Source organism: Sphingomonas aurea (genome assembly GCF_030678875.1).
In the GTDB taxonomy this organism is placed as follows: Bacteria; Pseudomonadota; Alphaproteobacteria; order Sphingomonadales; family Sphingomonadaceae; genus Sphingomonas; species Sphingomonas aurea.
This window is the reverse complement of the sequence record NZ_JAUUDS010000001.1, coordinates 453527-478789: the sequence shown is the minus strand read 5'-3', so window position 1 is coordinate 478789 and position 25263 is coordinate 453527. Positions and strand designations below refer to the sequence as shown.

25 protein-coding genes are annotated in these 25263 nt (G+C 67.9%); 11 read left to right on the top strand and 14 right to left on the bottom strand.

Annotated features, from left to right (window positions below):
- Positions 1–39: 39 nt before the first annotated feature.
- Positions 40–1758 (bottom strand): DUF885 domain-containing protein, encoded by a 1719-nt coding sequence (locus Q5H91_RS02500; RefSeq protein WP_305171637.1) that lies wholly within the window; start codon positions 1756–1758, stop codon positions 40–42.
- 115 nt (positions 1759–1873) lie between these two features.
- On the opposite strand from Q5H91_RS02500, the gene Q5H91_RS02495 reads away from it, so the two are divergent.
- Complete coding sequence (locus Q5H91_RS02495) at positions 1874–2737, top strand: alpha/beta fold hydrolase (RefSeq protein WP_305171636.1); 864 nt, start codon at positions 1874–1876, stop codon at positions 2735–2737.
- 69 nt (positions 2738–2806) lie between these two features.
- On the opposite strand, the gene Q5H91_RS02490 is transcribed toward Q5H91_RS02495, so the two are convergent.
- Both Q5H91_RS02490 and eno read right to left on the bottom strand, forming a co-directional pair.
- The gene (locus tag Q5H91_RS02490) at positions 2807–3049 is read right to left on the bottom strand and encodes an FtsB family cell division protein (protein ID WP_305172357.1); all 243 of its coding nucleotides are present in this window, start codon (positions 3047–3049) and stop codon (positions 2807–2809) included.
- A 73-nt stretch (positions 3050–3122) separates the two neighbouring features.
- On the bottom strand, positions 3123–4403 hold the full coding sequence (eno, locus tag Q5H91_RS02485; protein ID WP_305171635.1) for a phosphopyruvate hydratase: 1281 nt from the start codon (positions 4401–4403) through the stop codon (positions 3123–3125).
- A 138-nt stretch (positions 4404–4541) separates the two neighbouring features.
- Here eno and Q5H91_RS02480 point away from each other — a divergent pair, with 138 nt between their 5' ends.
- The 5 genes from Q5H91_RS02480 to Q5H91_RS02460 all read left to right on the top strand — a co-directional run bounded on the left by Q5H91_RS02480 (position 4542) and on the right by Q5H91_RS02460 (position 6450).
- Positions 4542–5060: a hypothetical protein gene (locus tag Q5H91_RS02480; RefSeq protein WP_305171634.1), complete on the top strand. Its 519-nt coding sequence runs from the start codon at positions 4542–4544 to the stop codon at positions 5058–5060.
- A 7-nt stretch (positions 5061–5067) separates the two neighbouring features.
- Positions 5068–5400, top strand: coding sequence for a phage holin family protein (locus Q5H91_RS02475; protein ID WP_305171633.1), 333 nt, complete (start codon positions 5068–5070; stop codon positions 5398–5400).
- Positions 5397–5717, top strand: a complete 321-nt coding sequence (locus tag Q5H91_RS02470; protein WP_305171632.1) for a DUF3618 domain-containing protein — start codon at positions 5397–5399, stop codon at positions 5715–5717. The genes Q5H91_RS02475 and Q5H91_RS02470 overlap by 4 nt, the downstream gene beginning before the upstream one ends.
- The gene (locus Q5H91_RS02465) at positions 5695–6138 is read left to right on the top strand and encodes a hypothetical protein (RefSeq protein WP_305171631.1); all 444 of its coding nucleotides are present in this window, start codon (positions 5695–5697) and stop codon (positions 6136–6138) included. The genes Q5H91_RS02470 and Q5H91_RS02465 overlap by 23 nt, the downstream gene beginning before the upstream one ends.
- A 90-nt stretch (positions 6139–6228) precedes the next feature.
- Positions 6229–6450 (top strand): DUF4170 domain-containing protein, encoded by a 222-nt coding sequence (locus Q5H91_RS02460; RefSeq protein ID WP_305171630.1) that lies wholly within the window; start codon positions 6229–6231, stop codon positions 6448–6450.
- Between the two features lie 5 nt (positions 6451–6455).
- Here Q5H91_RS02460 and Q5H91_RS02455 read toward each other — a convergent pair whose 3' ends face one another.
- The 4 genes from Q5H91_RS02455 to carA form a co-directional block, all read right to left on the bottom strand.
- Positions 6456–7091, bottom strand: coding sequence for a rhomboid family intramembrane serine protease (locus tag Q5H91_RS02455; protein WP_305171629.1), 636 nt, complete (start codon positions 7089–7091; stop codon positions 6456–6458).
- 1 nt (position 7092) lies between these two features.
- Positions 7093–7569, bottom strand: a complete 477-nt coding sequence (greA, locus tag Q5H91_RS02450) for a transcription elongation factor GreA (protein WP_305171628.1) — start codon at positions 7567–7569, stop codon at positions 7093–7095.
- A gap of 76 nt (positions 7570–7645) precedes the next feature.
- Positions 7646–10972, bottom strand: coding sequence for a carbamoyl-phosphate synthase large subunit (gene carB / locus Q5H91_RS02445; RefSeq protein WP_305171627.1), 3327 nt, complete (start codon positions 10970–10972; stop codon positions 7646–7648).
- A gap of 351 nt (positions 10973–11323) precedes the next feature.
- The gene (gene carA, locus Q5H91_RS02440; protein ID WP_305171626.1) at positions 11324–12496 is read right to left on the bottom strand and encodes a glutamine-hydrolyzing carbamoyl-phosphate synthase small subunit; all 1173 of its coding nucleotides are present in this window, start codon (positions 12494–12496) and stop codon (positions 11324–11326) included.
- Positions 12497–12586: 90 nt separating this feature from the next.
- Here carA and Q5H91_RS02435 point away from each other — a divergent pair, with 90 nt between their 5' ends.
- The 4 genes from Q5H91_RS02435 (at position 12587) to Q5H91_RS02420 (ending at position 18623) form a co-directional block, all read left to right on the top strand.
- Positions 12587–13039 (top strand): GatB/YqeY domain-containing protein, encoded by a 453-nt coding sequence (locus Q5H91_RS02435; RefSeq protein WP_305171625.1) that lies wholly within the window; start codon positions 12587–12589, stop codon positions 13037–13039.
- 160 nt (positions 13040–13199) lie between these two features.
- Positions 13200–15071 (top strand): DNA primase, encoded by a 1872-nt coding sequence (gene dnaG / locus Q5H91_RS02430; protein ID WP_305171624.1) that lies wholly within the window; start codon positions 13200–13202, stop codon positions 15069–15071.
- Positions 15071–17098 carry an RNA polymerase sigma factor RpoD gene (rpoD, locus tag Q5H91_RS02425; RefSeq protein WP_305171623.1) on the top strand — a complete coding sequence of 676 codons (2028 nt, stop codon included), beginning with the start codon at positions 15071–15073 and terminating at the stop codon, positions 17096–17098. The genes dnaG and rpoD overlap by 1 nt, the downstream gene beginning before the upstream one ends.
- A 40-nt stretch (positions 17099–17138) precedes the next feature.
- Positions 17139–18623, top strand: a complete 1485-nt coding sequence (locus tag Q5H91_RS02420) for a class I SAM-dependent methyltransferase (protein WP_305171622.1) — start codon at positions 17139–17141, stop codon at positions 18621–18623.
- 75 nt (positions 18624–18698) lie between these two features.
- Here Q5H91_RS02420 and rplS read toward each other — a convergent pair whose 3' ends face one another.
- From rplS to Q5H91_RS02405, 3 genes are read right to left on the bottom strand one after another with little or no spacing between them, the layout of a single operon-like run.
- Positions 18699–19091: a 50S ribosomal protein L19 gene (gene rplS / locus Q5H91_RS02415; protein ID WP_305171621.1), complete on the bottom strand. Its 393-nt coding sequence runs from the start codon at positions 19089–19091 to the stop codon at positions 18699–18701.
- A gap of 3 nt (positions 19092–19094) precedes the next feature.
- Positions 19095–19820: a tRNA (guanosine(37)-N1)-methyltransferase TrmD gene (gene trmD / locus Q5H91_RS02410; protein WP_305171620.1), complete on the bottom strand. Its 726-nt coding sequence runs from the start codon at positions 19818–19820 to the stop codon at positions 19095–19097.
- Positions 19820–21319, bottom strand: a complete 1500-nt coding sequence (locus Q5H91_RS02405; RefSeq protein ID WP_305171619.1) for a serine hydrolase domain-containing protein — start codon at positions 21317–21319, stop codon at positions 19820–19822. Before Q5H91_RS02405 ends, trmD begins: the two co-directional genes overlap by 1 nt.
- A 72-nt stretch (positions 21320–21391) precedes the next feature.
- Here Q5H91_RS02405 and Q5H91_RS02400 point away from each other — a divergent pair, with 72 nt between their 5' ends.
- A complete protein-coding gene (locus tag Q5H91_RS02400; RefSeq protein ID WP_305171618.1) occupies positions 21392–22297 on the top strand; it encodes an NAD(P)/FAD-dependent oxidoreductase in 906 nt (301 codons plus the stop codon).
- Positions 22298–22302: 5 nt separating this feature from the next.
- Here Q5H91_RS02400 and rimM read toward each other — a convergent pair whose 3' ends face one another.
- The 4 genes from rimM to ffh form a co-directional block, all read right to left on the bottom strand.
- Positions 22303–22797, bottom strand: coding sequence for a ribosome maturation factor RimM (gene rimM / locus Q5H91_RS02395; RefSeq protein ID WP_305171617.1), 495 nt, complete (start codon positions 22795–22797; stop codon positions 22303–22305).
- Entirely contained in the window at positions 22778–22915 is a 138-nt protein-coding gene (locus Q5H91_RS02390; protein ID WP_305171616.1) for a hypothetical protein, read from the bottom strand. The genes rimM and Q5H91_RS02390 overlap by 20 nt, the downstream gene beginning before the upstream one ends.
- Positions 22916–23006: 91 nt before the next feature.
- A complete protein-coding gene (gene rpsP / locus Q5H91_RS02385; RefSeq protein ID WP_305171615.1) occupies positions 23007–23435 on the bottom strand; it encodes a 30S ribosomal protein S16 in 429 nt (142 codons plus the stop codon).
- Positions 23436–23554: 119 nt separating this feature from the next.
- Positions 23555–25063: a signal recognition particle protein gene (gene ffh, locus Q5H91_RS02380; RefSeq protein WP_305171614.1), complete on the bottom strand. Its 1509-nt coding sequence runs from the start codon at positions 25061–25063 to the stop codon at positions 23555–23557.
- Positions 25064–25263: the final 200 nt, after the last annotated feature.

Here is a 25263-nt window from a genome sequence, read left to right as displayed (position 1 = left end):
AAGCGGCCGCAGCGATTTAGGAAAGCCAGGCTGACCCGCTTAGAACATGGCTCGCGCGGTCGCTTCCCCCATCATCCGCTGCCGCACCAGCGGGATCGGCGGGCCACCATAGCCAAGGAACGCGTCGTGGAACGCCTTCCACCCTGCCCGCCCTCCGCGTGTCGCGGTCCAGTCGGCGCGCAGGCGCCGGATCATCAGCTTGCCCATCGTGTAGTTCAGATAGGCGGGGTCATAGGTCCCGCGCGCCGACTGCTGCCGCGCGGTGCCCTCGTCCTGGAAACATTGCTCGACGAACATCTGCCGCGATTGCTCCTGGGTCCAGCCGCGTGCGTGCAGCCCGATCGCCGACAGGAAGCGGCAATCGCGCAGCAGCGCGTTCGACAGCTGGCCGATATGGACCTTGGGATCGCCCGCACCGAGCCCCGCCTCCCACATCATCTCCTCGCTGTAATGCGCCCAGCCTTCCGCGAACGCATAGCCGACGAAGATCCGGCCGAAGAGCGAGGGCGATCGGTTGGCGTGCAGGAATTGCAGGAAATGCCCCGGCATCACCTCGTGCACCGAGGTGAACAGCAGATTGTCGACCCCGACGACGAAGGCGTCGCGCGTCGCCTTGTCCCACGCCGGATCGGGTGGCGCGATGTAATAGATCGACGGGATGCCGTGCTCGAACGGTCCCGGCGGATCGATATAGGCGGCGTTCTGCCGCATGTATGGGGGCGCCTCCTCCACCAGCGCCTTCTCGGTGCCCGGGATGGTCACCAGGTCCTTGTCGAGCACGAACTGGCGCAGCACCGGGATCTGCCGCCGCGCCTCTGCCACCGGACCGTTGGCCGGCTTGTCGGCGTTCATCCGGTCGACGCACGCCGGCACCGTGGCGCCGGGCGCGAACTGCGCGCAGGCAGCGACCAGCGCCGCGCGGTTGCGCGCCAGATCGGCCCGCCCCGCCGCCTCCAATGCCGCAAGCGGCGTGGTCACGCCCTCGGTCGCCGCCAGCATCCGCTGGAACCGCGCAGCTCCCAGCGGAAAGGCGGCGTTGGCAGAGCGACGCGCTGCGTCCAGCGAGCCGCCCAGCGACCGCATCGCCGCCGCCGCGCTGGCCGCCGCCGCCTTCAGGTCGCGCTGAATCCGGTCGTCCCGCACAGTGGCGAAGGCGTGCACCGCGTCGCCCTCGTAGTAATCCGCGAAGCCGTTGAACGCCGCTGCGCCGAACTGCGCGAAACTCAGCGGCATCGGCGTCTTCAGGTTGGCGCGGATATTGGCCGCGGCCGCCGGCACCGCGCGCAGGAACCGGGTCAGCGCCCGCGCCCGGTCCGCGACCGGGGCATAGTCGCGCGCGACATAGACGTTGGGGTCCAGCCCGTTGGACACGTACCATTGCGGATTGGCGTGCGGCTGGTCGGCGTCCTCTAGCCAGAACAACCGTCCTTCGGTCACCTTGACCAGATAGTCGCGCTCGAACCGCTCGTCCGCCGTCGTGGCCGGGGTGCGGCGCGCGTCGGCGATCGAGCGGCGATAGAAATCGCCCAGCCGTTTCAGTCCCGCCGGGCTCCAGTCCTGCACCTGCCCGTCGAAATCGTGCCGACCCTGATAGACCGCGAAGCCGGGATCTAGCCGGAACAGCTGCTCGATATAGGCGTCGCGGAACTGCGCCCAGCGTGTCTTTGCCGCAGAGGCGGACGGTGTCGCGGGCGCCGCCTGCTGCGCGTCCGCCGTTCCCGTCGCCAGCAGCAGCGCCGCACAGACCAGCTTCCTCATGCCACTTCCCCCGATTCGCCACATCGGTCGATGCTGCCAGCGGATGGCCGCCGCCGCTAGTGGAACGGGGCGCGGCCGGCGCACGTTGGCGCCATCGCAGTAACGGAGAGCTTTCATGCCCTATATCAAGACGCGCGACGGCACCGACATCTACGTCAAGGACTGGGGCTCGGGCCGGCCGGTGATCCTGCTCCACGGCTGGCCGCTCAACGCCGACAGCTGGGACGTGCAGGCCATGGCGCTGGCAGAGGCGGGGTTCCGCGCCATCGCCTATGACCGGCGCGGCTTCGGCCGGTCGGGCCAGCCCTGGAGCGGCTATGACTATGATACGCTGTCGGACGACCTGGCCGATGTGATGAAGGAGGCAGGCGCCGATCACGACGCGACCATCGTCGGCTTCTCGATGGGCGGGGGCGAAGTCGCCCGCTACATGAGCCGTCATCAGGGACAGGGCGTGATCGCCGCCGGGCTGATCTCGTCGGTCGTACCCTATATGCTGAAAACCGACGACAATCCCGACGGCACGCCGCAATCGACCTTCGACCAGATCGCCGAGGGTATCCAAGAGGACCGCGCGAAGTTCTTCCGCCACACCTTCACGCCGCAATTCTACGGCGTCGGCTACATCACCAGCCCGGTCAGCGACGACGTTCTCGACTGGTCGACGGCGATGGCGATGATGGCGGGGCTGAAGCCGACCCTGGCCTGCGCGCAGGCGTTCAGCCACACCGACTTCCGCCCCGACCTGGCCGCGTTCCGCGTGCCGACGCTGATCGTCCATGGCACCGGCGACCAGACCGTGCCGATCGACGCCGCCGGGCGCGCCGCCGCGGCCGGTATCGCCAACAGCCAGCTGGTCGAATATGACGGCGCACCGCACGGCCTGAACGTCACCCATGCCGACCGGCTGACGCAGGACCTTCTGACATTCCTGGGAGCAGGCCAGGCCGATCGCGGCGATCGGCCGGTTTACGACTGAGATCTGGTACCCAAATCACTTCCACTGCTTCCAGGTAAATGCCGGGAAGCAGTGGAACCGATCCGCGGATCAGCGGAGAGGGACGATCACCTCGTCCGGATGCGTCACGTTCAATTCCTTGCGCACCATCTCGTCGACCATGTCGGGGTTGGCATGATCCGGATCGAGCAGCGCGACCCGGTTGCGCAGCACCTCGCGCTTCTTGTCGAGCAGCGCATAGTCCTGCTCGCGCTTGGCCAGCTGGCGCTTATAGTCGCCGTACGCCAGCACGCCGTTCGGCCCCAGCACCGCATAGGCGCCGAAGAACGCCATGACCGTGAACACCAGCGCCGGGATGGCGGCGCGGCGCAGCGTGCGCTGGAAGGCCGAGGGCTTCTTCACCCGGTCACCCGCCGATCAGCACGTCGCGCCCGGCATAGCGCGCTGCGTCGCCCAGCTCTTCCTCGATGCGGATCAGCTGGTTGTACTTGGCAAGCCGGTCCGACCGGGCGAGCGACCCCGTCTTGATCTGGCCGCAGTTGGTCGCGACCGCCAGGTCGGCGATCGTCGCGTCCTCCGTCTCACCCGAACGGTGGCTCATCACCGCGGTGTAGCGCGCACGCTGCGCCATCGACACCGCCTCCAGCGTCTCGGTCAGCGTGCCGATCTGGTTGACCTTCACCAGCAGCGAGTTGGCGAGGCCATCCTTGATCCCCTGGCGCAAGCGCTTCGGATTGGTCACGAACAGGTCGTCGCCGACCAGTTGCACCTTGTCGCCGATCAGGTCGGTCAGCGCCTTCCAGCCCTCGAAATCATCCTCGGCCATGCCGTCCTCGATCGACAGGATCGGATAGCGGCGGGTCAGGTCGGCGAGATACTCGGCCATCTCGTGGCTCGACAGGATGCGGTTCTCGCCGCTGATGTCATATTTGCCGTTTTTGAAGAACTCGGTCGCCGCGCAGTCGAGCGCCAGCATCACGTCCTCGCCCGGCGTGTACCCCGCCGTCTCGACCGCCTTCATGATGAAGTCGAGCGCGTCGGTGGTCGAGGCGATGTTGGGCGCGAAGCCGCCCTCGTCGCCGACACCCGTCGCCAGCCCCTTGTCGTGCAGCGCCTTCTTCAGCGTGTGGAAGATCTCCGACCCGCAGCGGACCGCCTCGACGATGCTCGACGCACCGACCGGCATAATCATGAATTCCTGGAAATCGATCGGGTTGTCGGCATGTTCGCCGCCGTTGATGATGTTCATCATCGGCACGGGGATCAGGTGCGCGGCGACCCCGCCGACATATTTGTAGAGCGGCATGCCGCGCGCTTCAGCCGCCGCCTTCGCCGCCGCCAGGCTGACGCCCAGGATCGCGTTGGCACCCAGCCGGCCCTTGTTCTCGGTGCCGTCCAGCTCGATCATCGCATTGTCGAGATCGGCCTGATCCTCGGCATCGCGGCCGATCACCGCGTCGGCGATCTCGTCGTTGACCGACTCGACCGCCTGCTCGACGCCCTTGCCGCCCCAGCGGCTCTTGTCGCCGTCGCGCTTCTCGACCGCCTCGTGCGCGCCGGTGGACGCGCCCGAGGGCACGGCGGCGCGGCCGAAGCTGCCGTCCTCCAGCAGCACGTCGACCTCCACCGTGGGATTGCCCCGGCTATCGAGGATCTGGCGGGCGTGGATGTCGATGATCGCGGTCAAGTCTTCGCTCCTGAAGTCGCTTCACGCGCCTCCTATAACGCGGGCGCGTGCCGGGCAATCGCCGGACGACGTTGCGCGAGTGGAACCGTCGCCGTTAAGACTGGTTGACTGGCGCAGAACAGCCGAGGACCACGAATCATGGCCGACAACGACATCACGCCGATGACCGACGGCGACATCACCCCGCCCCCCGCCAGCACGCAGTTCGAGCCTGCCACGCCGCTGAAGACCGAGGGCGTCGACTTTTCCCCCGCCGACGCCAGCGCCGGCAGTGGTCGCACGACCGATGCCAAGCAGGCGATCCGCGACGGCGCCGGCAAGGTCGGGCAGCAGGCCAGCGAGAAGCTGCGTTCCTTCGCCGATGACGGCAAGGCACGCGCCGGATCGGCGCTCGACCAGCTGTCGCAGCTGCTGACCGACGCGGCCGGGCAGGTCGATGACAAGCTGGGCGGCCAGTACGGCCAATATGCCCGCACCGCCGCCGACCAGGTGTCGGGCTTCTCCGACACGATCAAGAACAAGAATGTCGATGAGCTGATCGAGGACGCACGCGGCTTCGTGAAGGCGAGCCCCGCCGTCGCGATCGGCATCGCCGCCGCGCTCGGCTTCGCGGTCGCGCGGCTGGTCCAGTCCGGCGTGGACGCGCAGCGGGACTGATCGGCGGATGGCCTCCACGCTCGATCCCCTGCCCCCGGAACAGGAGGGCGTCGCCGCCCTGGTCGGGCGACTGGTCGACGACAGCCGGTCGCTCGTCTCCGCCGAGGTCGCGCTCTACAAGGCCAAGGCGACCGAGCGGATCGGCGCGTTCAGGTCTGCCGCGATCTTTTTCGCAGTCGCGGCTGTGCTGGCGCTGGCCGCGCTCGTCGCGCTGCTGGTCGGGCTGATCTTCTCGCTGTCGACCTTGGTCGGGCCGTTGCTGGCGACGGTGATCGTGGTCGGCGTCGTGCTGGTGATCGCCGCCGTGCTGGCGGTGATCGGCAAGGGCAAGCTGGCATGAGCGACTCCGCCAAGCTCGACCTCGCCGCCGCCGAACTGGAGGCCGCCGCCGCGCGCCAACGGCTGTCGGACACGGTAAACAATCTCCAGGCCCGGCTCGACCCCAAGCTGCTGGCCGAAGATGCCAGGCAGGTCGGGCTGACCGCCGCCCGTGCCAGCGTCAACGGTGCGCGCCGCAATCCCGGTGTCGTCGCGGGCGCGCTCGCGGCGGCGGGACTGCTGCTCGCCCGTCATCGCATCGCCGGTCTGTTCCGCGGCCGCAAATCCCCTCCTCCGCCCCCTTCGAAGGAAAGACATGATGACCGCTCCAAAGGCTGATCCCGCTACGGGCTCCAACAACCACAAGGCGCACGGTGGCGCCAAGTCGCATCACGGCGCTCGCGACACGGCCTCTGACGTCGCACGCCGTACCGCCGCTGCGATCGAGACGAATCCCCTGGCCATCCTGGTCGGCGGCGCCGCGATCGGCGCACTCGCCGGCGCGCTGGTGCCCCGCTCGGCGAAGGAGAGGGAGCTGCTCGCGCCGCTGGGCCAGCGGCTCGGCGACACGGCGCGTCAGGCTTTGGCCGCCGCGCGCGAAGCCGGAAAAGAGGAACTCGGCAATGCCGGTCTGACCCCGGACGCCGCGCGCGAGCGGGGGCGGTCGCTGCTCGATGGCGTTGGCAAGGCGCTGGCGAGCGCCGGCTCGGCGGCGGCACACAGCACGCGCGCGTCGGACAAGGGCAACGCGGGCGCCTGAACCTTTCGGGGCGCGGCCTAATCGCTGCGCCCCGATGCTGCGCCTGCGAAGGATTGTCGCTCGCCTCGCCTGCCCTTAAAAGGCCGGATCATGAGCAAACTTCATCTCGTATTCGGCGGCCGCGTCCGCGATCCGCAAACGCTGGACTGGGTCGATCCCGGCAAGCTGGACGTGGTCGGCATCTTCCCCGACTATGCCAGCGCCGAAAAGGCATGGCGCGCCGCCGCGCAACGGACCGTCGATGATGCCGAGATGAAATTCGTGGTGGTCCATCTCCACCGTCTGCTCGAGCCGGCGCTTCCCGGCGCCTGAGCGCGTCAGGCGCGGCGGTAGCGCCAGCGCAGCAGCGGCCGGGCAAGCAGCAGGCCGATCGCGAAGCCGCCAATATGCGCGCCGATCGCGATGTCGACGCCGCCCATTCCGGCATAGCCGGTCAAAAGCTGGATACCGATCCATGTCGCCGCCAACCAGGCGACGTGGAGCGCGTGGCCGGAGATCGGCCCCCAGCGCCGCGGCCGCCGCTCCGCGAAGAGCAGCGCATACGCGCCGATGACCGCAGAGATTGCGCCGCTCGCCCCAATCATCGGCTGCGGCGACAGCGGGTCGGTGCCGTACTGCGCCGCCGCCGCCGCGTAAGCGCCGAGCACGTAGAGCAGCGCCATCGACCGTCCGCCCAGCGCCTGTTCCAGACGCGGCCCGCAGAAGCACAGCACGACCAGGTTGAGCAGCAGGTGCGCGATCCCGCCATGGATCAACGTGGCAGTCAGCGGGGTCAGCGCGCTGGGCACCAGCAGCGGCACGCCGATCGGCACGGCACCGGTCAGTCGCGCCGGCACGAAGCCCGCCGCGATGGCCGCGACCGGCAATGTGCCGGTGATGACCAGCAGCAGCGACACGGTGGCGGTCAGCGCCGCGACGACGGTCGTCACCGGCGCGGTGCGCAGCACCTCCACGTCAGATGAAGGCGATCTTGGAGACCACGTAATACCGGTCGCCGGCCGGCACCGACACCTCGACCTCGTCATCGACCTTGCGCCCGATCAGCGCCCGGCCCAGCGGCGAGTTGTAGCTGATCCGCCCCGTCTTGGCATTCGCCTCGGTCTGGCCGACGATCTGATAGGTGACCGGCTTGTCGTCGTCGTCGAGCAGCGTCACCGTCGCGCCGAACACCACCTTGTCGCCCGACAGATCCTTGGGATCGATGATCTGGGCGCGCGCCAGCTTGTCCTCGATGTCGGCGATCGACGCCTCGATCTGGCCCTGACGCTCCTTGGCGGCGTGGTACTCGGCATTTTCCGAGAGATCGCCGTGCGCGCGCGCTTCCTCGATCGCGTCGACGATCTGCGGCCGTTCCTCTTTCAGACGCTTCAGCGACGCAGTGAGGGTCTCGTACCCTTCTTGCAGCATCGGCATCTTCTCGACGGTGGCCATGTCTCGGTCCCCAAATTCCATTCTACCCACGCGGCCCGGAACCGGGCCGCCCGCATCGTCCACGATGCTGTCGGGATCAGTTGTGCGACTGCGAATAATAGGCTTGCAATGGCCGCACTTCAAGCGTGCCGCCCGCCGCAATCGCGCGCGCCGCCTCGACGCTGGCCGGCGCCGTGGTGAAATAGGGAATGCGCCCTGCCAGTGCCGCCTGCCGGATCGGGGTGGAGTCCTTCAGGCTCTGCCATCCCTCGGTCGTGTTGAAGATCAGGTCGATACCGCCGTCGACGATGCGGTCGACGATATGAGGGCGCCCCTGCGCAACCTTGTTGATCCGCTCGACCGGCAGGCCGGCACGGGTCAGGTGGTCCGCCGTACCGCCGGTCGCGACGATCGTGAACCCCGCCTCGGCCAGCGCGCGTGCGGCCGGCACGATATGCTCCTTGTCGGTGTCCTTGACGCTGACGAACACCGCGCCGCCGGTCGGCAGCACCGTGCCGGCGCCCAGCTGCGCCTTCATGAAGGCATCGGTGAAGCGCGGCGCGATCCCCATCACCTCGCCGGTCGACTTCATCTCCGGGCTGAGCACGGGGTCGACGCCGGGGAAGCGGTTGAACGGGAAAACTGCTTCCTTTACAGCGAAATAGGGAATGTTCCGATCGATCGGTGGCAGGTCCGCCAGCTTCTCGCCGGCCATCACCCGCGCCGCGATCTTGGCGATCGGCATCCCGATCGCCTTGGCGACGAAGGGCACGGTGCGCGACGCGCGGGGATTGACCTCGATGAGATAAACCTTGCCGTCCTTCACCGCGAACTGGATGTTCATCAGCCCGACGACGTTCAGCCCATGCGCCAGCGCCGTCGCCTGCCGCTCGATCTCGGCGACGATCTCGGCCGGTAGCGAATAGGGCGGAATGGAGCAGGCACTGTCGCCCGAATGGACGCCGGCCTCCTCGATATGCTGAAGCACGCCGGCGACCACCACATCGGTGCCGTCGCAGATGGCATCGACATCAACCTCGATCGCGTCGCGCAGATACTGGTCGATGAGAACAGGTGCGTCACCAGAGACTTGCACCGCGGTCTGGATATAATCCTCCAGCTGTACCGGCCCCTCGACGATCTCCATCGCCCGTCCGCCGAGCACGAAGCTGGGGCGCATCAGCACCGGATAGCCGACCCGCTCGGCGACGATCAGCGCCTCTTCGCGGCTGCGCGCGATGCCATTCGACGGTTGCAGCAGCCGCAGCTTGTCGACCAACGCCGCGAATTGCTCACGGTCCTCTGCCAGGTCGATCGCGGCGGGCGAGGTACCGAGGATCGGGATCCCCGCGGCCTCCAAAGCGCGCGCCAGGTTGAGCGGGGTCTGCCCGCCGAACTGCACGATCACCCCGACCAGCTCGCCGCGCGACTTCTCGACGTCGAGGATCGCCAGCACGTCCTCGGCGGTCAGCGGCTCGAAATAGAGACGGTCAGATGTGTCATAGTCGGTGCTCACCGTCTCCGGATTGCAGTTGACCATGATCGTCTCATACCCGGCGTCCGCCAGCGCGAAGCAGGCATGGCAGCAGCAGTAATCGAACTCGATCCCCTGCCCGATCCGGTTCGGCCCGCCGCCCAGGATCACAACCTTGCGCCGGTCGCTGGGCTGCGCCTCGTCCTCCGGCTCGCCGAAGCTCGGCGCCTCGTAGGTCGAGTACATATAAGGCGTCTTCGCGTCGAACTCGGCGGCGCAGGTGTCGATCCGCTTGAAGACCGGACGCACGCCCAGCTTCAGCCGATGCTCGCGCACCTCGTCCTCGGTCACACCGCCGGTCATCGCCTTGACGACCTCGTGGATCAGCCCCGAGCCGCGGGCGATACCGCGCGTCATGCCGCGCAGGTTCGCCGATTGCAGCGCCAGCCAGGCGAGCCGCTTGTCGCTGAAGCCCATCGCCTTCAGCCGGCGCATGCCGGGCGCGTCGATCGGCAGTCCCTCGGCCATCACCTGGTTCTCGGCCGCGACGATCTCGGCCATCCGCTCCAGGAACCAGGGATCGTAACCCGCGATCGCCTGCACCTCGGCGACGGTGAAGCCCTCGCGCAACGCCTGCGCCGCGACCAGCAGCCGGTCGGGCGTCGGGCTGGCGAGCGCCGCCTCGATCTCCGCGCGCGGCGCGCCGATCAGGCGGTCGACATGGTTGAAGCCCGACAGGCCGGTTTCCAGCCCGCGCAGCGCCTTCTGCATCGATTCCTGGATGTTGCGGCCGATCGCCATCACCTCGCCGACCGACTTCATTGCGGTGCCCAGTACCGGCTCGGCACCCTTGAACTTCTCGAAGGCGAAGCGCGGGATCTTGGTGACGACATAGTCGATCGTCGGCTCGAACGAGGCCGGGGTCGCCCCGGTGATGTCGTTCTCGATCTCGTCGAGCGTGTAGCCGACCGCCAGCTTGGCCGCGACCTTCGCGATCGGGAAGCCGGTCGCCTTCGACGCCAGCGCCGAGGAGCGCGAGACGCGCGGGTTCATCTCGATGACGACGAGGCGCCCATCCTTCGGATTGACCGCGAACTGAACGTTGGAACCGCCTGTTTCGACACCGATTTCCCGGAGCACCGCGATCGATGCGTTGCGCATGATCTGGTATTCCTTGTCGGTCAGCGTCAGTGCCGGAGCGACGGTGATGGAGTCGCCGGTATGGACGCCCATCGGATCGACATTCTCGATTGAGCAGATGATGATCGCGTTGTCCTTGCGGTCGCGCACCACCTCCATCTCATATTCCTTCCAACCGAGAAGCGACTCCTCGATCAGCACCTCGGTCGTCGGCGATAGGTCCAGCCCGTTGCGAACGATGGTCAGGAACTCACTGCGATTATAAGCGATTCCGCCGCCCGAGCCGCCCATGGTGAAGCTCGGCCGGATGATCGCCGGCAGGCCCACCTTCTCCAGCCCCTCCAGCGCCTCCGCCTCGGTATGCGCGATCGCGGAGCGGGCGGATTCGAGGTCGATCTTGTCCATCGCGTTGCGGAACTTCAGCCGGTCCTCGGCCTTGTCGATCGCTTCCGCATCGGCGCCGATCATCTGGACGCCGAACTTCTCCAGCGTGCCGTCGCGGAAGAGCGCCAACGCGGTGTTCAGCGCGGTCTGGCCACCCATCGTCGGCAGCACCGCGTCGGGGCGCTCCGCCTCGATGATCTTGGCGACGACGGCGGGCGTGATCGGCTCGACATAGGTCGCGTCGGCCAGCTCCGGATCGGTCATGATCGTGGCAGGGTTGGAATTGACGAGGACGATGCGATAGCCCTCCTCCTTCAACGCCTTAATCGCCTGCGTGCCCGAATAGTCAAACTCGCACGCCTGACCAATAACGATCGGCCCCGCGCCGATTACGAGGATGGAGGAGATGTCGGTGCGTTTAGGCATGAGAGTTTGCCCGCCTTCTTCTAAAGATCATCAGCGCAACAACAGGTCCAAATAAGATGGCGCCTGCTACAAAGGTAATTACGATTGCCCGCGGCATCGAGCTGCACGTCGTGCGATATGTGGCACCCCCGCCGGTATAGTCGTAAATGTGGGAGCGGTTTGTCCAACTGGCACATTGCGCTTTAATTGACGCCAGATACCTAGCACCGCTTGGCGACACCCCACCTGCTCTATAATATTCACTCGAAGCTATCGAAAACGAGCGATTTGGGATCTCACGTATAAGCCGATCTGCTTGCGCCCAAACAAAGAGGGCGTAAATCGTCCAGATCACGCCTAGGGCAAAGAGCTTCACTGCAGCGAACCTACAAACCGTTCGAACAGATACAGGCTGTCCTGCGGCCCCGGGCTCGCCTCCGGGTGATACTGCACGCTGAACGCCGGCCGATCGGTCAGCTCCAGCCCCGCATTCGACCCGTCGAACAGCGACACATGCGTCTCGCGCGCATTCGCGGGCAGCGAATCCCGCTCGACCGCGAAGCCGTGGTTCATGCTGGTGATCTCGACCGCGCCGTCGGACAGGCGCTTGACCGGGTGGTTGGCACCACGATGGCCCTGGAACATCTTGGTCGTCCGTGCCCCCACCGCCAGCGCCAGCAGCTGGTGGCCCAGGCAGATGCCGAACAGCGGCACGCCGGCGTCGAGCACCTGCCGGATCACCGGCACCGCATATTCCGCGGTCGCCGCCGGATCGCCGGGGCCGTTCGACAGGAACACGCCGTCCGGGTTCAGTGCCATCACCTGCTCGAACGTCGCCGTCGCGGGCAGCACCGATACCTTCGATCCGGCCTGAGAAAGGTTGCGGAAGATGTTGCGTTTGCTGCCGTAATCGATCGCGACGACATGCGGACGCTCGCCCTCGCCGACGCTCTCGTCATAGCCGAAGCCGAGCCGCCACAGCCCGCCTGCCCAGCCATAATGCGTCTCGGTCGACACGGTCTTCGCCAGGTCCATCCCCTCCAGCCCAGGCCAGCTCTTCGCCATGTCGCGCAGCAGGTCGAGGTCGAACTCGCCTGCCGCCGAATGGGCGATCACGCCGTTCGGCGCGCCGCCGCCGCGGATGCGCCGGGTCAGGGCGCGGGTATCGACGCCAGCCAGACCGATGCGCGCGTGGCGCTTCATCCAACCGTCGAGGTTCTCCATCGCGCGGAAGCTCGACGGCGCGGTCGGCACCTCGCGCACGATCATGCCCAGCGCGTGCGGCGCGTCGGCCTCGACGTCGTCGGGGTTGGCACCGACATTGCCGATGTGCGGGAAGGTGAAGGCGATCATCTGGCCCGCGAACGACGGGTCGGTCATGATCTCCTGATAGCCGGTCATCGCGGTGTGGAAGCACACCTCGCCCACCGCCTCGCCCTCGGCGCCGAAGCCATGGCCCCAGATCACCTCGCCACTGGCGAGGACGAGGCAGCCGGTCGCTCCCTCAGGCTTTTCGGGCGCAGCAATATGGGTGGCGTCGGCCATGATGCGGCGGGCACTCCTGATGGTTTGTCGGCGATGTCGCTAAGGCCCGCCCGCTAGACCTAGGCCCGTCTCGCGTCAATAAGAGCGGCCATGATTCGAGACGACATCAAATCCGCCCAGGTCGCCGCCATGAAGGCCGGCGACAAGGAATCCCGCGCCGCTATCTCGCTGATCCAGGCCGCGATCAAAAACCGCGACATCGAGGCACGCACCGGCAAGGCGCCCGACGACGACGATGCACTCGTCGTCGAGGTGCTGCAAAAAATGGTCAAGCAGCGCCGCGAATCGATCGCCATGTACCAGCAGGGCGGTCGCCCCGAGCTGGCGGAGGCGGAAGGTCGCGAGGTCGCGGTGATCGAGCGTTTCCTGCCGCAGCAGATGAGCGAGGACGAGACCCGCGCCGCGATCGAGGCGATCAAGGCGGAGCTGGGCGCGGCCGGCATGAAGGACATGGGCCGGGTGATGGCCGAGCTGAAGGCGCGCCACGCGTCGAGCCTCGACATGAGCAAGGCGAGCGGGCTGGTGAAGGCGGCGCTAAGCTGAACTTTCCCGTCATGCCGGGCTCGTCCCGGCATCCACGGCGCCGCGTACTCCCGAGCCGTGGCTTCTGCGGAACGGTGGATGCCGGAACGAGCCCGGCATGACGAAGATGGTAGGTATTGCCTTCCTGCGAACCGCGCGCCATGGCACATATAATCGCGCGATGAGTCTCTCGCCCGCCTTCCTCGACGAGTTGCGCGCCCGCACCTCGCTGTCGGCGCTGATCGGCAAGACAACCAAGCTGCAAAAGGCCGGCCGCGAGATGCGCGGCTGTTGTCCGTTCCATAACGAGAAGACGCCGAGCTTCTACGTCAACGACGACAAGGGCTTCTATCACTGTTTCGGCTGTTCGGCGCACGGCGACGCGATCCGCTGGATGACCGACCAGCGCGGCCTGCCCTTCATCGACGCGGTCAAGGAACTCGCGCAGGCGGCGGGCATGGAGATGCCGGCGATGGACCGCCGCGCCGCCGAGAAGGCGGAGCGGGCCAAGGGTCTGCACGAGGCAATGGCGGACGCCGCCGCCTGGTTCGCCGAGCAGCTGGGCGGCCTGTCCGGCAACGACGCGCGCGCGCTGCTCGACCGGCGGGGGATCAGTGCGGAGACGGCGCGGACCTTCGGCATGGGCTTCGCGCCCGACTCGCGCGGCCGGCTGAAGACCGCGCTCGCCGATTATGGCGATCCGATGCTGGTCGAGGCGGGGCTGCTGATCCAGGTCGAGGGCAAGGACCCCTATGACCGGTTCCGCGGCCGGCTGATGATCCCGATCCGCGACGCACGCGGGCGGACGATCGCGTTCGGCGGTCGCATCCTCGACCAGGGCGAGCCCAAATATCTGAACTCGCCCGACACGCCGCTCTTCGACAAGGGCCGCACGCTCTACAATCTCGACCGTGCCGCGCCGGCGGCGCGCAAGGCGAAGCGCGTGCTGGTGGTCGAGGGCTATATGGACGTGATCGCCCTGTCGCAGGCGGGCATCCACGAGGCGGTCGCACCGCTCGGCACCGCGCTGACCGAGCATCAGCTGGAGCGGCTGTGGCGGATGGTCGACGTGCCGATCCTGTGCTTCGACGGCGACGCGGCCGGGCAGAAGGCGGCGTTGCGCGCCGCGCACCGTGCGCTGCCGATGCTGGCGCCGGGCCGCAGCCTGGCGTTCGTCACCCTGCCGGCTGGGCAAGACCCGGACGACGTGGTGAAGGGCGGCGGCGCCGTCGCGATGGAGACGCTGCTGCGCACGCCGGAGCCGCTGGTCGACCGGCTCTGGGCAGCGGAGCTTGCCGCGGAGGCGCTCGACACACCCGAGCAGCGTGCCGGGCTCAAGAGCCGCCTGCAGGAGCTGGCCGGGACGATCGCCGACACGGGCGTCCGCACCGAATATCAGTCCGAGTTCCGCCGCCGCTTCGACGCGCATTTCACGCCGCAGCGCCGCCCATTCCGCCCGATGGGCAACGGGAAGCAGCCCTGGCGCCCCCCCGCCCCCGTCACCGAGGACGCCAAGGCGTTCCGCGCCGCCGGGATCGACCGGGTGCTGGCGAAAGCGGTGCTCGCCGGCCTGATCCGCCACCCGGCCGAGATCGCGCGCCACATGGAGGTGCTCGGCAGCCTGCGGATGGCGGAGGGCGCGCTCGGCCGCCTGTTCGAAGCGGTGGTCGACGTCGCGCTGGAGGACGGGCGGCGCGCGGGATCGGCGCTTGATAGTGAGCGGCTCGTTACCATATTGGCACGATCCGGTTTCGAGCCGATCGCCAGCGACCTGCTCCGCGCCGATGCCATGCCTTATACGTTCACGCAGAAATCCGGCGATCCCACTCGCGCCCGCGAGGATCTGGACGAGGCGATCGCCATCCTGATCGCCCGGCCCGAGGTTGATGCCCAGCTTGCCACGGCGACGCAGGCGATGCAGGCGCGCTTCACGGACGAGGCGTTCGAGCGGCAGGTGGCACTGGTCAGAGAGAAACAGGCGTTGGAATTGCGGCTTGCAAACCTATGTCAGGCACATGAAGACGCGCGAGCGTTGGGACCCGAGGGTAATTGATGGCGAAGGCTAACATGGCGGATACGACGGACGCTCCGGAGACGGGCGACGCGCCGCTGATCGATCTCAACGATGCGTCGATCAAGAAGGTGATCGCGCGCGCCAAGAAGCGCGGCTACATCACCTACGACCAGCTGAACGAGGCGCTGCCCCAGGGCGAGATGTCGTCCGATCAGATCGAGGACATCACCTCGGCCCTGAACGAGATGGGCATCAACATCGTCGAGAACGAGGAAGCCGGCGAGGACGGCGAGCCCGAGGAGCGCGCCGACGACGGCGACGAGGCCGAGGCGACCGAGGGCGAGGCGGATGCCGCGCTACCGGAGAAGAAGAAGGAGACGGTCGATCGCACCGACGATCCCGTCCGCATGTACCTGCGCGAGATGGGCGCGGTCGAGCTGCTCAGCCGCGAGGGCGAGATCGCGATCGCCAAGCGGATCGAGGCCGGCCGGGATACGATGATCCTGGGGCTGTGCGAGTCGCCGATCACCTTCAACGCGATCATCGACTGGTCGACCGCGCTGAACGAGGGCACGATGCAGCTGCGCGAGATCCTCGATCTCGATGCGATGTTGTCCAAGGGTCCGTCGGCCGAGCAGGTCGAGGGCGCCGAGGACGAAGGCGACGAGATTTCCGAGAAGAGCGCCGGTCCTTCCTACAAGGAGGAAGAGGACATCAAGGAAGAGGCGTCGGCCGACGAGGACGACGACCTGACCGAGCGCCGCGCGCCACGCCCGTCGGACGACGAGGAGGAGGACAACACCCTCTCGCTCGCCCAGATGGAGGAGCAGCTGAAGCCGCAGGCGCTGGAGCGCTTCGCCAACATCACCTCGCTCTACAAGAAATTTGCCAAGCTCCAGCAGAGCCGGCTCGACGCGATGGCGGCGGGCGGCGAGCTGACCGCGGCCGACGAGCGCAAGTACCAGAAGCTGCGCGAGGAGCTGACCGCCGAGGTCGAGAGCGTCCAGTTCCACAACGCCAAGATCGAGTATCTGGTCGACCAGCTCTACGCCTTCAATCGCCGCCTGACCGCGCTGGGCGGCCAGATGCTGCGCCTGGCCGAGCGGCACAAGGTCAACCGCAAGGACTTCCTCGACCGCTATGTCGGGCACGAGCTGGACGACACCTGGCTGGTAACGGTCGGCGGTCTCGACAAGAAGTGGACGGCGTTCGCGACCAACGAGGGTGCGGCCGTTGACCGCATCCGTACCGAGATCGGCGAGATCGCGCAGCAGACCGGCATGGCGCTCACCGAGTTCCGCCGCATCGTCAACATGGTGCAGAAGGGCGAGCGCGAGGCGCGGATCGCCAAGAAGGAAATGGTCGAGGCGAACCTGCGCCTCGTCATCTCGATCGCCAAGAAATACACCAACCGCGGCCTGCAGTTCCTGGATCTGATCCAGGAAGGCAATATCGGCCTGATGAAGGCGGTCGACAAGTTCGAGTATCGCCGCGGCTACAAGTTCTCGACCTACGCGACCTGGTGGATCCGCCAGGCGATCACCCGCTCGATCGCCGATCAGGCGCGCACGATCCGTATCCCGGTCCATATGATCGAGACGATCAACAAGCTGGTCCGCACCAGCCGCCAGTTCCTCCACGAGCAGGGTCGCGAGCCCACGCCCGAGGAGATGGCGGAGCGCCTGAGCATGCCGCTCGAGAAGGTGCGCAAGGTGATGAAGATCGCCAAGGAGCCGATCAGCCTCGAGACGCCGATCGGCGACGAGGAGGACAGCCATCTCGGCGACTTCATCGAGGACAAGAATGCGGTCATTCCGGTCGACGCGGCAATCCAGGCGAACCTGAAGGAAACGGTCACCCGCGTCCTCGCCAGCCTGACCCCGCGTGAGGAGCGCGTGCTGCGCATGCGCTTCGGCATCGGCATGAACACCGACCACACACTCGAAGAGGTCGGCCAGCAGTTCAGCGTGACCCGCGAGCGCATCCGCCAGATCGAGGCAAAGGCGCTCCGCAAGCTGAAGCACCCCAGCCGCAGCCGGAAGATGCGCAGCTTCCTCGATCAGTGATCGTTCGGCCGCGGCGATCGTCCTGCCGCGGCCCGCTCGGATGACCATCGCGCCCGTCGCGAAGATCCGGGACGCGGCAGAGCGCCTGCTCGCCGCCGGGCGGCTCGGCGAGGCGGCGCAACTCCTCACCGGGGCGCTCGGCCGGATCGATGCGGGCGACCGGCCGGCGCTGGCGCCGCTCCTCGCCCGCACGCTCGGCGCGATCGATCCGCCCGGCTATCACCCGCGCTTCGAAACGGACCTGCTCGCCTGCTTCGCGCTGCCGGCCGACCACCAGTTGCTGGCCCGCACTACCGCCCGGCTCCTGCTCCATAAATATCGGAACGGCTGGTCGGGCGCGTCAGGTGACGTGCTGCTGACGACGTTCCTCAGCCATTGCATCAACGTCGATCCGGCGATGGAGCGTCAGTTGCTGAAGCTACGCGCCAAGACGCGCGATGACGCGCTGATGACCGCTTTGGCCCTGCAGGCGGAGGCGAACGAGTATGTATGGCCGAACGACCGGCCCGCTGCCGTCAATAGCCCGCTGGTTTCCGCAATGTTCGCCCGGCCCTCGTCCCCCAAGGGCTTACCACCCTCGCTGGCTGACCGGCTGTTCGCCGAGCCCGCCCGCCGTGCCGCGCTGGCAGCGATGATCCCGCACCTTGGCTCTACCGGCGACGCGGTGTCCGGAGCGGTGCGCGAGCATTACGACGACAACCCCTATCCCCGCTGGCAAGCGCTACCCGCCCCCCGGCCGGGCGCGCTGATCGCCCACATCCGCACCCTGCCCGGCCTGAGCGACTTTGCCGATCCCGCCCGCCTCTTGGTGGCCGGCTGCGGCACGGGGTATGAGGCGATCGACTTGGCCGGCGCCTGTCCGACGGCCGAGATCGTGGCGCTCGACCTGAGTGCGACCGCGCTGGGCCATGCCGCCAGCAAGGCGGAGGATGCCGGCATAGCGACGATCCGCTGGCTGTGCGGCGACATTCTGGCGCTGCCCGCGCTCACGGGTCAGTCCGATGTCGCGACCAGTACCGGCGTCATCCATCACATGGCCGATCCGGCGGCGGGGCTGGCGGCGGTCGCTGCCGCCGTGCGACCCGGCGGCGTGGTGCGGGTTGCCGTCTACAGCCGCCGCGCACGCACATTGGTGGCGCAGGCCCATGCGCTGATCGCCGAACAGGGATGGCAGCCGGACCTCACCGGCATCCGCGCGCTACGCGCCCATATCCTCGCGCTGCCCGCCGAGGCACCGCTGGCGGCGCTGCGCGACAGCGACGATTTCTACAGTGCCAGCGGGTGTCGCGACCTGCTGTTCCACCGGTACGAACGGACCTTCGATCTGCCCGACCTGCTGCAAACCGCGCGCGGTGCCGGGCTCCTGCCCCTCGCACTCGACGTCGATGGCGACGCCGCCCGGCGCTATGCCGAGCTGCTCGGCAAGCCCGTGGACCTGACGGATTTCACCGGCTGGCAGCGAGTGGAGGCGCACTGGCCTCAGCTGTTTGCCGGCATGTACCACCTGTGGTGCCGCAAGCCCTGACGTTCCGTATACGAGAAAGGGACGCGAAACCCTGAGTTCCGCGCCCCTTCTCGTGCATCCGATCCGGACGACCGCTTACTCGGCGGCGGCAGTGCCCTTGGCCGGGCGCGTGTCGCGGCGCTCGGCGATGCGGGCCGACTTGCCGGTACGGCCGCGCAGGTAATAGAGCTTGGCGCGACGCACCGCACCCTTGCGAACCACCTCGATCGAATCAATGTTCGGCGAATAGAGCGGGAAGACACGCTCGACGCCCTCGCCGAAGCTGATCTTGCGGACGGTGAAGCTCGACCCCATGCCCTTGTTCGAGCGCGCGATGCACACGCCCTCATAGGCCTGGACGCGGGTGCGCTCGCCCTCGACCACCTTCACGCCGACCTTCAGCGTGTCGCCGGGACGGAATTCAGGGATCGCGCGCTTCTCGGTCAGCTTCTGGATCTGCTCGGCTTCGAGCTGCTGGATCAGGTTCATGTCTCAGTCCTTCGTTCGCCGCGCGCCAGAGGGCGGCTGGACCCGAGCGCCCTCGTGGCGCTCCCAAAGGTCCGGCCGCCTTAGCCGTGTATCGGTCTCGGCCATCGACTTGCGCCAGGCCGCGATCCTCGCATGATCCCCCGATCGCAGCACTTCGGGGATCGTGCGCCCTTCCCATGTGACTGGTCGGGTATAATGCGGATATTCGAGAAGGCCGCTTTCGAAGCTCTCTTCATCCCCGCTGGAAGCCGCGCCCATTACGCCGGGAAGCAGCCGAACGCAAGCGTCGAGCAGCACCAGCGCACCCATCTCTCCCCCCGACAGGACATAGTCGCCGATCGCCACCTCCTCGATGTCGCGCCCCTCGAACAGCCGCTCGTCGAACCCCTCGAACCGGCCGCACAGGATCGTGACCCCCCCCCCCGCCGCGAGCGCGCGGACGCGCGGCTGGGTCAGCGGCCGTCCGCGCGGAGTCATCGCCACGACCGGCCGCGCATCGGCGACGCTGTCGAGTGCGGCGGCGACCACGTCGGCGCGCAGCACCATGCCCGCACCACCCCCCGCCGGCGTATCGTCGACGGAACGATGCCGGTCGGTCGCGAAATCACGGATCTGGACGAGGTCGATCGCCCAGCGCTCCTCTCGCAGCGCCCGCCCGGCCAGGCTGTGCCCGAGCGGACCGGGAAACATCTCGGGATACAGCGTCAGGACGGTGGCACGAAACGGCATCACGGCGCTGCCTGGAAGTCGAGCACCTGCAGGCTGAGCGCCGGGGTCGGCGCACGCTGTATCCGGCCGGCAATGCGGCCGGTCGCGCAGGTCCAGACGAAGTGCCCCTCCATCGCGGAGACGGGTGCGATCGGTTCGTCCATGCCGCAGTCGCCAACGGCGCGCTTCAGACCGGCGATCTCGGCGCGACGGCGGTCGGCATCGCGGTCGAGCAAGACGTTGATCGCGAGTGGTGCCACGGTCGCATCGCCCTTCCGCCATGCGGCCTGCGCCGCCGCATAGGCAGCGGCGAGCCCGCTCGACACCGGTGTGCGGCGATCGGGCGCCAGCCCGGCGGCGCGCAGTGCCAGCAGCGCCTGCATTGCCGGCACGGACGGCGCAGCATAGGTGCGGTTGGCGAAGGCGAAGACGCCGACCCCCGCATCCGGCAACAGCGCCACGACCGAGCCATAGCCGGGATAACCGCCGGTGTGGGTGACGACCCGCCCGAGGTCGCAGTCCCCGACCACCGACCAGCCCTTGGCGTAGGCGACCGGCTGGCGGCAGGCTTGCCCCAGTGCCGCGTGGCGATCGCGGACGTCGACGAAATTCGCCCCCTCAACGATTTCGCGCACGGTTGCGCGGCGAACCGGCTCCGCATCGGGTCCGTCGCGTGCAGGCCAGCCCGATAACAGGAACGCGACCCAGCGCGCATAGTCGTTGGCACTGGTCTGGAGCCCGCCCATCGCCCCGAACGCGCCATCGGCCATGTCCGGTTCGCGCAGCCAGGCGCCGTCCTGCCAGCGATAGCCAAGCGCGCGGACCTGCTGCGGCCCGGCGAGCACGTCGTAGCCGGTCGACGTCATGCCGAGCGGGGCCAGAAGATGCCGGCCGATCCACTGCTGATAGGGCAGTCCGCCGACATTCGAAACGATCCGTCCGAGCATCGCATAGCCGAGGTTCGAATATTCCATGCCCACCCCCGGCGCGTTGGCGAAGGGCACCCCGGCCCTCAGCATTGTGGTGAAGGCCGGTTCGGTCAGCGGCTGCTGCCGATCGCCCCAGGGATTGTCCTCGACAAAGCCGGCGCTGTGGTGGAGCAGGTCGGCGACCCGGATGCGCGGCGCGTCGCTGGTCGGATAGCGCCAGCCCGCCATTTCCGGCAGGTAGCGCTCGGCCGGTGCGTCCAGCGATAATTTACCGGCGTCGCGCAGCGCCAGGATCGACAGCGCCGTGAACGCCTTGGACATGGAGGCGATGCGGAAGCGCGTGTCCGCGGTGACGGGGCGCTTCGTAGCGATGTCCTGCACGCCCAGACCGCGCACCAGCACCAGCCGCCCGGCCTTGACCACGCCGAAGACCAGGCCGGGAATATGCCGCTCGCGCATGTCCGCCTCGAAAAAGGCGGTCAGGGCCGGAGCGAGGGCATCTACGCTGGCGGACGGAGGCGCCGACTGCGCGGCCGTGGTCTGCGGCTGAACCATGAGGAGCGCGGCGGCAAAGGCAAGCGAGCGGATCATCGGGCATCCATAGCGCGCCTGCCGACGATTGCATCAGGAACCCAAATCGCCCGACAGGCGCTTGGAGGCCGCATGGACGATTGCATCATCATTGGCGCGGGACCGGCGGGGCTGACCGCGGCGATCTATCTGGCGCGGTTCCGCCTCGATATCCGCCTGTTCGATTCGGGTGACAGCCGCGCGGCCTGGATCCCCCGGACCAACAACCATGCCGGCTATCCGGATGGTATTCCGGGCAGCGAGTTGCTCGCACGGATGCAGGCGCAGGCGGCACGTTTCGGCGCGGTGCGCGAAGAGGCGGAGGTGACCGCGATCGAACCGGTAGCGGGCGGCTTTGCGGTACGGATCGGCGAACGAGCGGCGCTGACACGATCGGTCCTGCTGGCGACTGGCGTGGTCAATAACCGGCCAAAGATGGACGTCGACCTGCATAGCCGCGCGTTGCAGCGGGGCCTGCTGCGCTACTGCCCGATCTGCGACGGATATGAGGTGACCGACAAGCGGGTGGGCGTGATCGGCCGCGGGCAGCATGGCACGAAGGAGGCGCTGTTCCTGCGCAGCTACACGCGCGACGTGACGCTGGTCAGCCCCGATGCCGATCTGGCGCTGGACGCGACGTGCGAGGCAGCGCTGGACGCCGCGGGCGTGGTGCGGGTGCAGGGCCCGTGCGGCGCATTCGCCATCGAGGACGATCGCTTCGCCTTCGACACCGCAGACGGGCGGATGGCCTTCGACAGCGTCTATCCGGCGATGGGATCGGTGATCCGCTCCAGCCTGGCGGTCGAGGCAGGCGCACGGGCGACGGAGGATGGCTGCCTGGAGGTGGACGATCATCAGCGCACCACCATACCGGGCCTGTTCGCGGCAGGGGACGTGGTGAAGGGACTCGACCAGATCAGCCACGCGATGGGCGAGGCGGGAGTTGCGGCGACCACGATCCGCAACATGCTGAACGAGCAGCAGCCGATCCGCCGATAACGCCGTCAGTCGATATAGGCGGGGTCGACCACCAGCCGCTCGGCATTCCACTCGGGCACCGCCTCCGGGCGCATCGGCACCATGAAGCGCTTGCCGGTCGCGCGCTCGATCTCGATCACGTCGCCGGCACCGAAATTGTCGATCGCGACCACGGTGCCGACCGCGTCTCCCTGCGGCGTCTCTGCCGGCAGGCCGAGCAGGTCTGCATGGTAATATTCACCCTCCGCCAGCGGCGGCAGCGCCGAGCGGGGAACGGTCAGCACCGTACCGCGCATTGCCTCTGCCGCGGTGCGATCCCTGACCTCGGCGAAGCGGGCGATGGCGCCGTTGGTGCCGGCGCGCAGCGCAGTGATGGTCAATGCGCCCTCGTTGAAGACGCGGTGCGCCGACAGGTCGTCGGCAAACACCTTCAGCCGCACCTCGCCCGCCACGCCGTGCGCGCCGATGACGGCCGCCAGCGTGACGGGGGATGCGGATCGTTCAGCCTTGGGGGGAGCCATCATTCTCCGTGGACGCGTCGTCGGCGCCCTCGGCCGGATCATCGGCCGATTGCCCCTGGTTGCTCGCGTCCTCCAGATCGTCGGGCGCGGTGCGTGGGTCCGGGTCTTGTGTCATCATGCCTATCCTTCGCTCGAGCGAAAGACGGCAACGCACCAGACCCGGATCGGCTGCGCGAGGACGTCATGCGACCGTCCTCGCGGGCAGCGTCTTACTGCTCGGCCGTCTCGGCCTCGGCGGCCGGGGCCTCCTCGGCAGCGGGGGCCGGCGCGGCGGCAGCGGCCGCAGCGGCCTCTTCCTGCGCCTTCAGCTTCTCGGCCCGCTCCTCGGCGCGCTCGGTCGCCTTCTCGCCCGGCTTGCCCTTGTTGGGGTTGCTGCGGGCCGGACGCTCACGCACGCCAGCCTGGTCGAGGAAGCGGGCGACGCGGTCGGTCGGCTGCGCACCGTTCGACAGCCAGTGCTTGGCGCGCTCACCGTCGAGCACGACGCGCTTCTCGTCGTCCTTGCCCAGCAGCGGGTTGTAGTTGCCGATCTTCTCGATGAACTTGCCGTCGCGGGGGCTGCGCGCGTCGGCGACGACGATGCGGTAGTACGGACGCTTCTTGGAGCCGCCACGCGACAGTCGGATGCTGAGTGCCATAGTCTTAGTCCTTGCCTTCTGATCGTCACCCCGGCGAAGGCCGGGGTCTTTCTGGTTGGTGTTGTGCCCTGCCGCGGGATGCCCCTGCCTGCGCAGGGGCGACGGGTCGGGCCGTGTCGTCACTTCTTCTTGATGAAGTTCTCGAAGCCGGGCGGCAGCTGCGGCGCACCGCCGCCACCCAGACCGGGCAGGCCGGCGCCACCGGCCTTGCCCATCATGTCGCCCAGGCCCGGGCCGCCCAGCGCGTTGCCGATACCGGCCATGCCGCCCGCCGGACCGCCCTTGCCCAGCATCGCCATCATGCCCTTCAGCCCGCCCATCTTCTTGATCTTCTTCATGGCGGTCGACATTTCCTGGTGCATCTTCAGGAGCTTGTTCACCTCCTGCACCGTCGTGCCGGAACCCTTGGCGATGCGGATCTTGCGCTTGGCGTTGATGAGTTCGGGCTTGCCGCGTTCCTTGACCGTCATCGACCCGATCATCGCGTCCATGTGGATCAGAACCTTGTCGCCACCGGCCTGGGCCAGCGCACCCTGCGCCTTCTTCATGCCGGGCATCATGCCTGCCAGCGCGCCGAGCCCGCCCATACGCCGCATCTGCGCCAGTTGGCCGCGCAGGTCGTTCATGTCGAACTGACCCTTGGCCATCTTGGCGGCCATCCGCTCGGCATCTTCGACCTGGATCGACTCCGCGGCGCGCTCGACCAGCGACACCACATCGCCCATGCCCAGGATGCGGCCGGCGACGCGCTCCGGATGGAACGCCTCCAGCGCGTCCATCTTCTCGCCGGTGCCGGCGAACTTGATCGGCTTGCCGGTGACGCTGCGCATCGACAGCGCCGCACCGCCACGCGCGTCGCCGTCCATCCGGGTCAGCACGACGCCGGTCAGCGGCACCTGATCCGAGAAGTTCTGCGCGACGTTGACCGCATCCTGCCCGGTCAGCGAGTCGACGACCAGCAGGATCTCGGCCGGACGGGCGATGTCGGCCACCGCCTTCATCTCGTCCATCAGCGCCTGGTCGACATGCAGGCGACCCGCGGTGTCGAGCATCAGGACGTCATAGCCCTGCAGCTTCGCCGCTTGCAGCGCGCGGCGCGCGATCTCGACCGGCTGCTGACCCGCAACGATCGGCAGCGTCGCCACCTCGACCTGCGTACCCAACGTCGCCAGCTGCTCCTGCGCGGCCGGGCGATTGACGTCGAGCGACGCCATCAGCACCTTCTTGCGCTCGCGGCCGGCCAAAGACCCCGTGGAAAGCCGCTTGGCGATCTTGGCTGTCGTGGTCGTCTTGCCCGAACCCTGCAGGCCGACCATCATCACGACGGCCGGCGGCGTGACGTCGAGCAGCAGCGCGCTCTCGTCCGCGCCCAGCATCGCGACCAGCGCATCATGGACGATCTTGACGACCTGCTGCCCCGGCGTGACCGAGCGCAGGACGTTGTGGCCGATCGCCTGTTCGGTGACCTTGTCGACGAAATCGCGCGCGACCGGCAGAGCGACATCGGCTTCGAGCAGCGCGACGCGCACCTCGCGCATCGCGCCGCGCACATCGGCCTCGGTCAGCGCACCGCGACCGCGCAGCCGGTCGAAGACGCCGCCAAGCCGGTCGCTCAAGCTCTCGAACATCGCCTATCCAGCCTCAATACCGCCAAACGCAAAAGCGCCGGCGGGCGAAACTCGCCAGCCAGCGGGCACGCCGCACCAGGCGGTCGTGCTGATCTTCAGCGTTCGGCTAAACGAACGTGGGCGGCGCTATAGGAGAATGTGACCTGACACACAACCCTGCCGCCCCTCGCCACCCCCGGCTTGATCCGGGATGACGATGG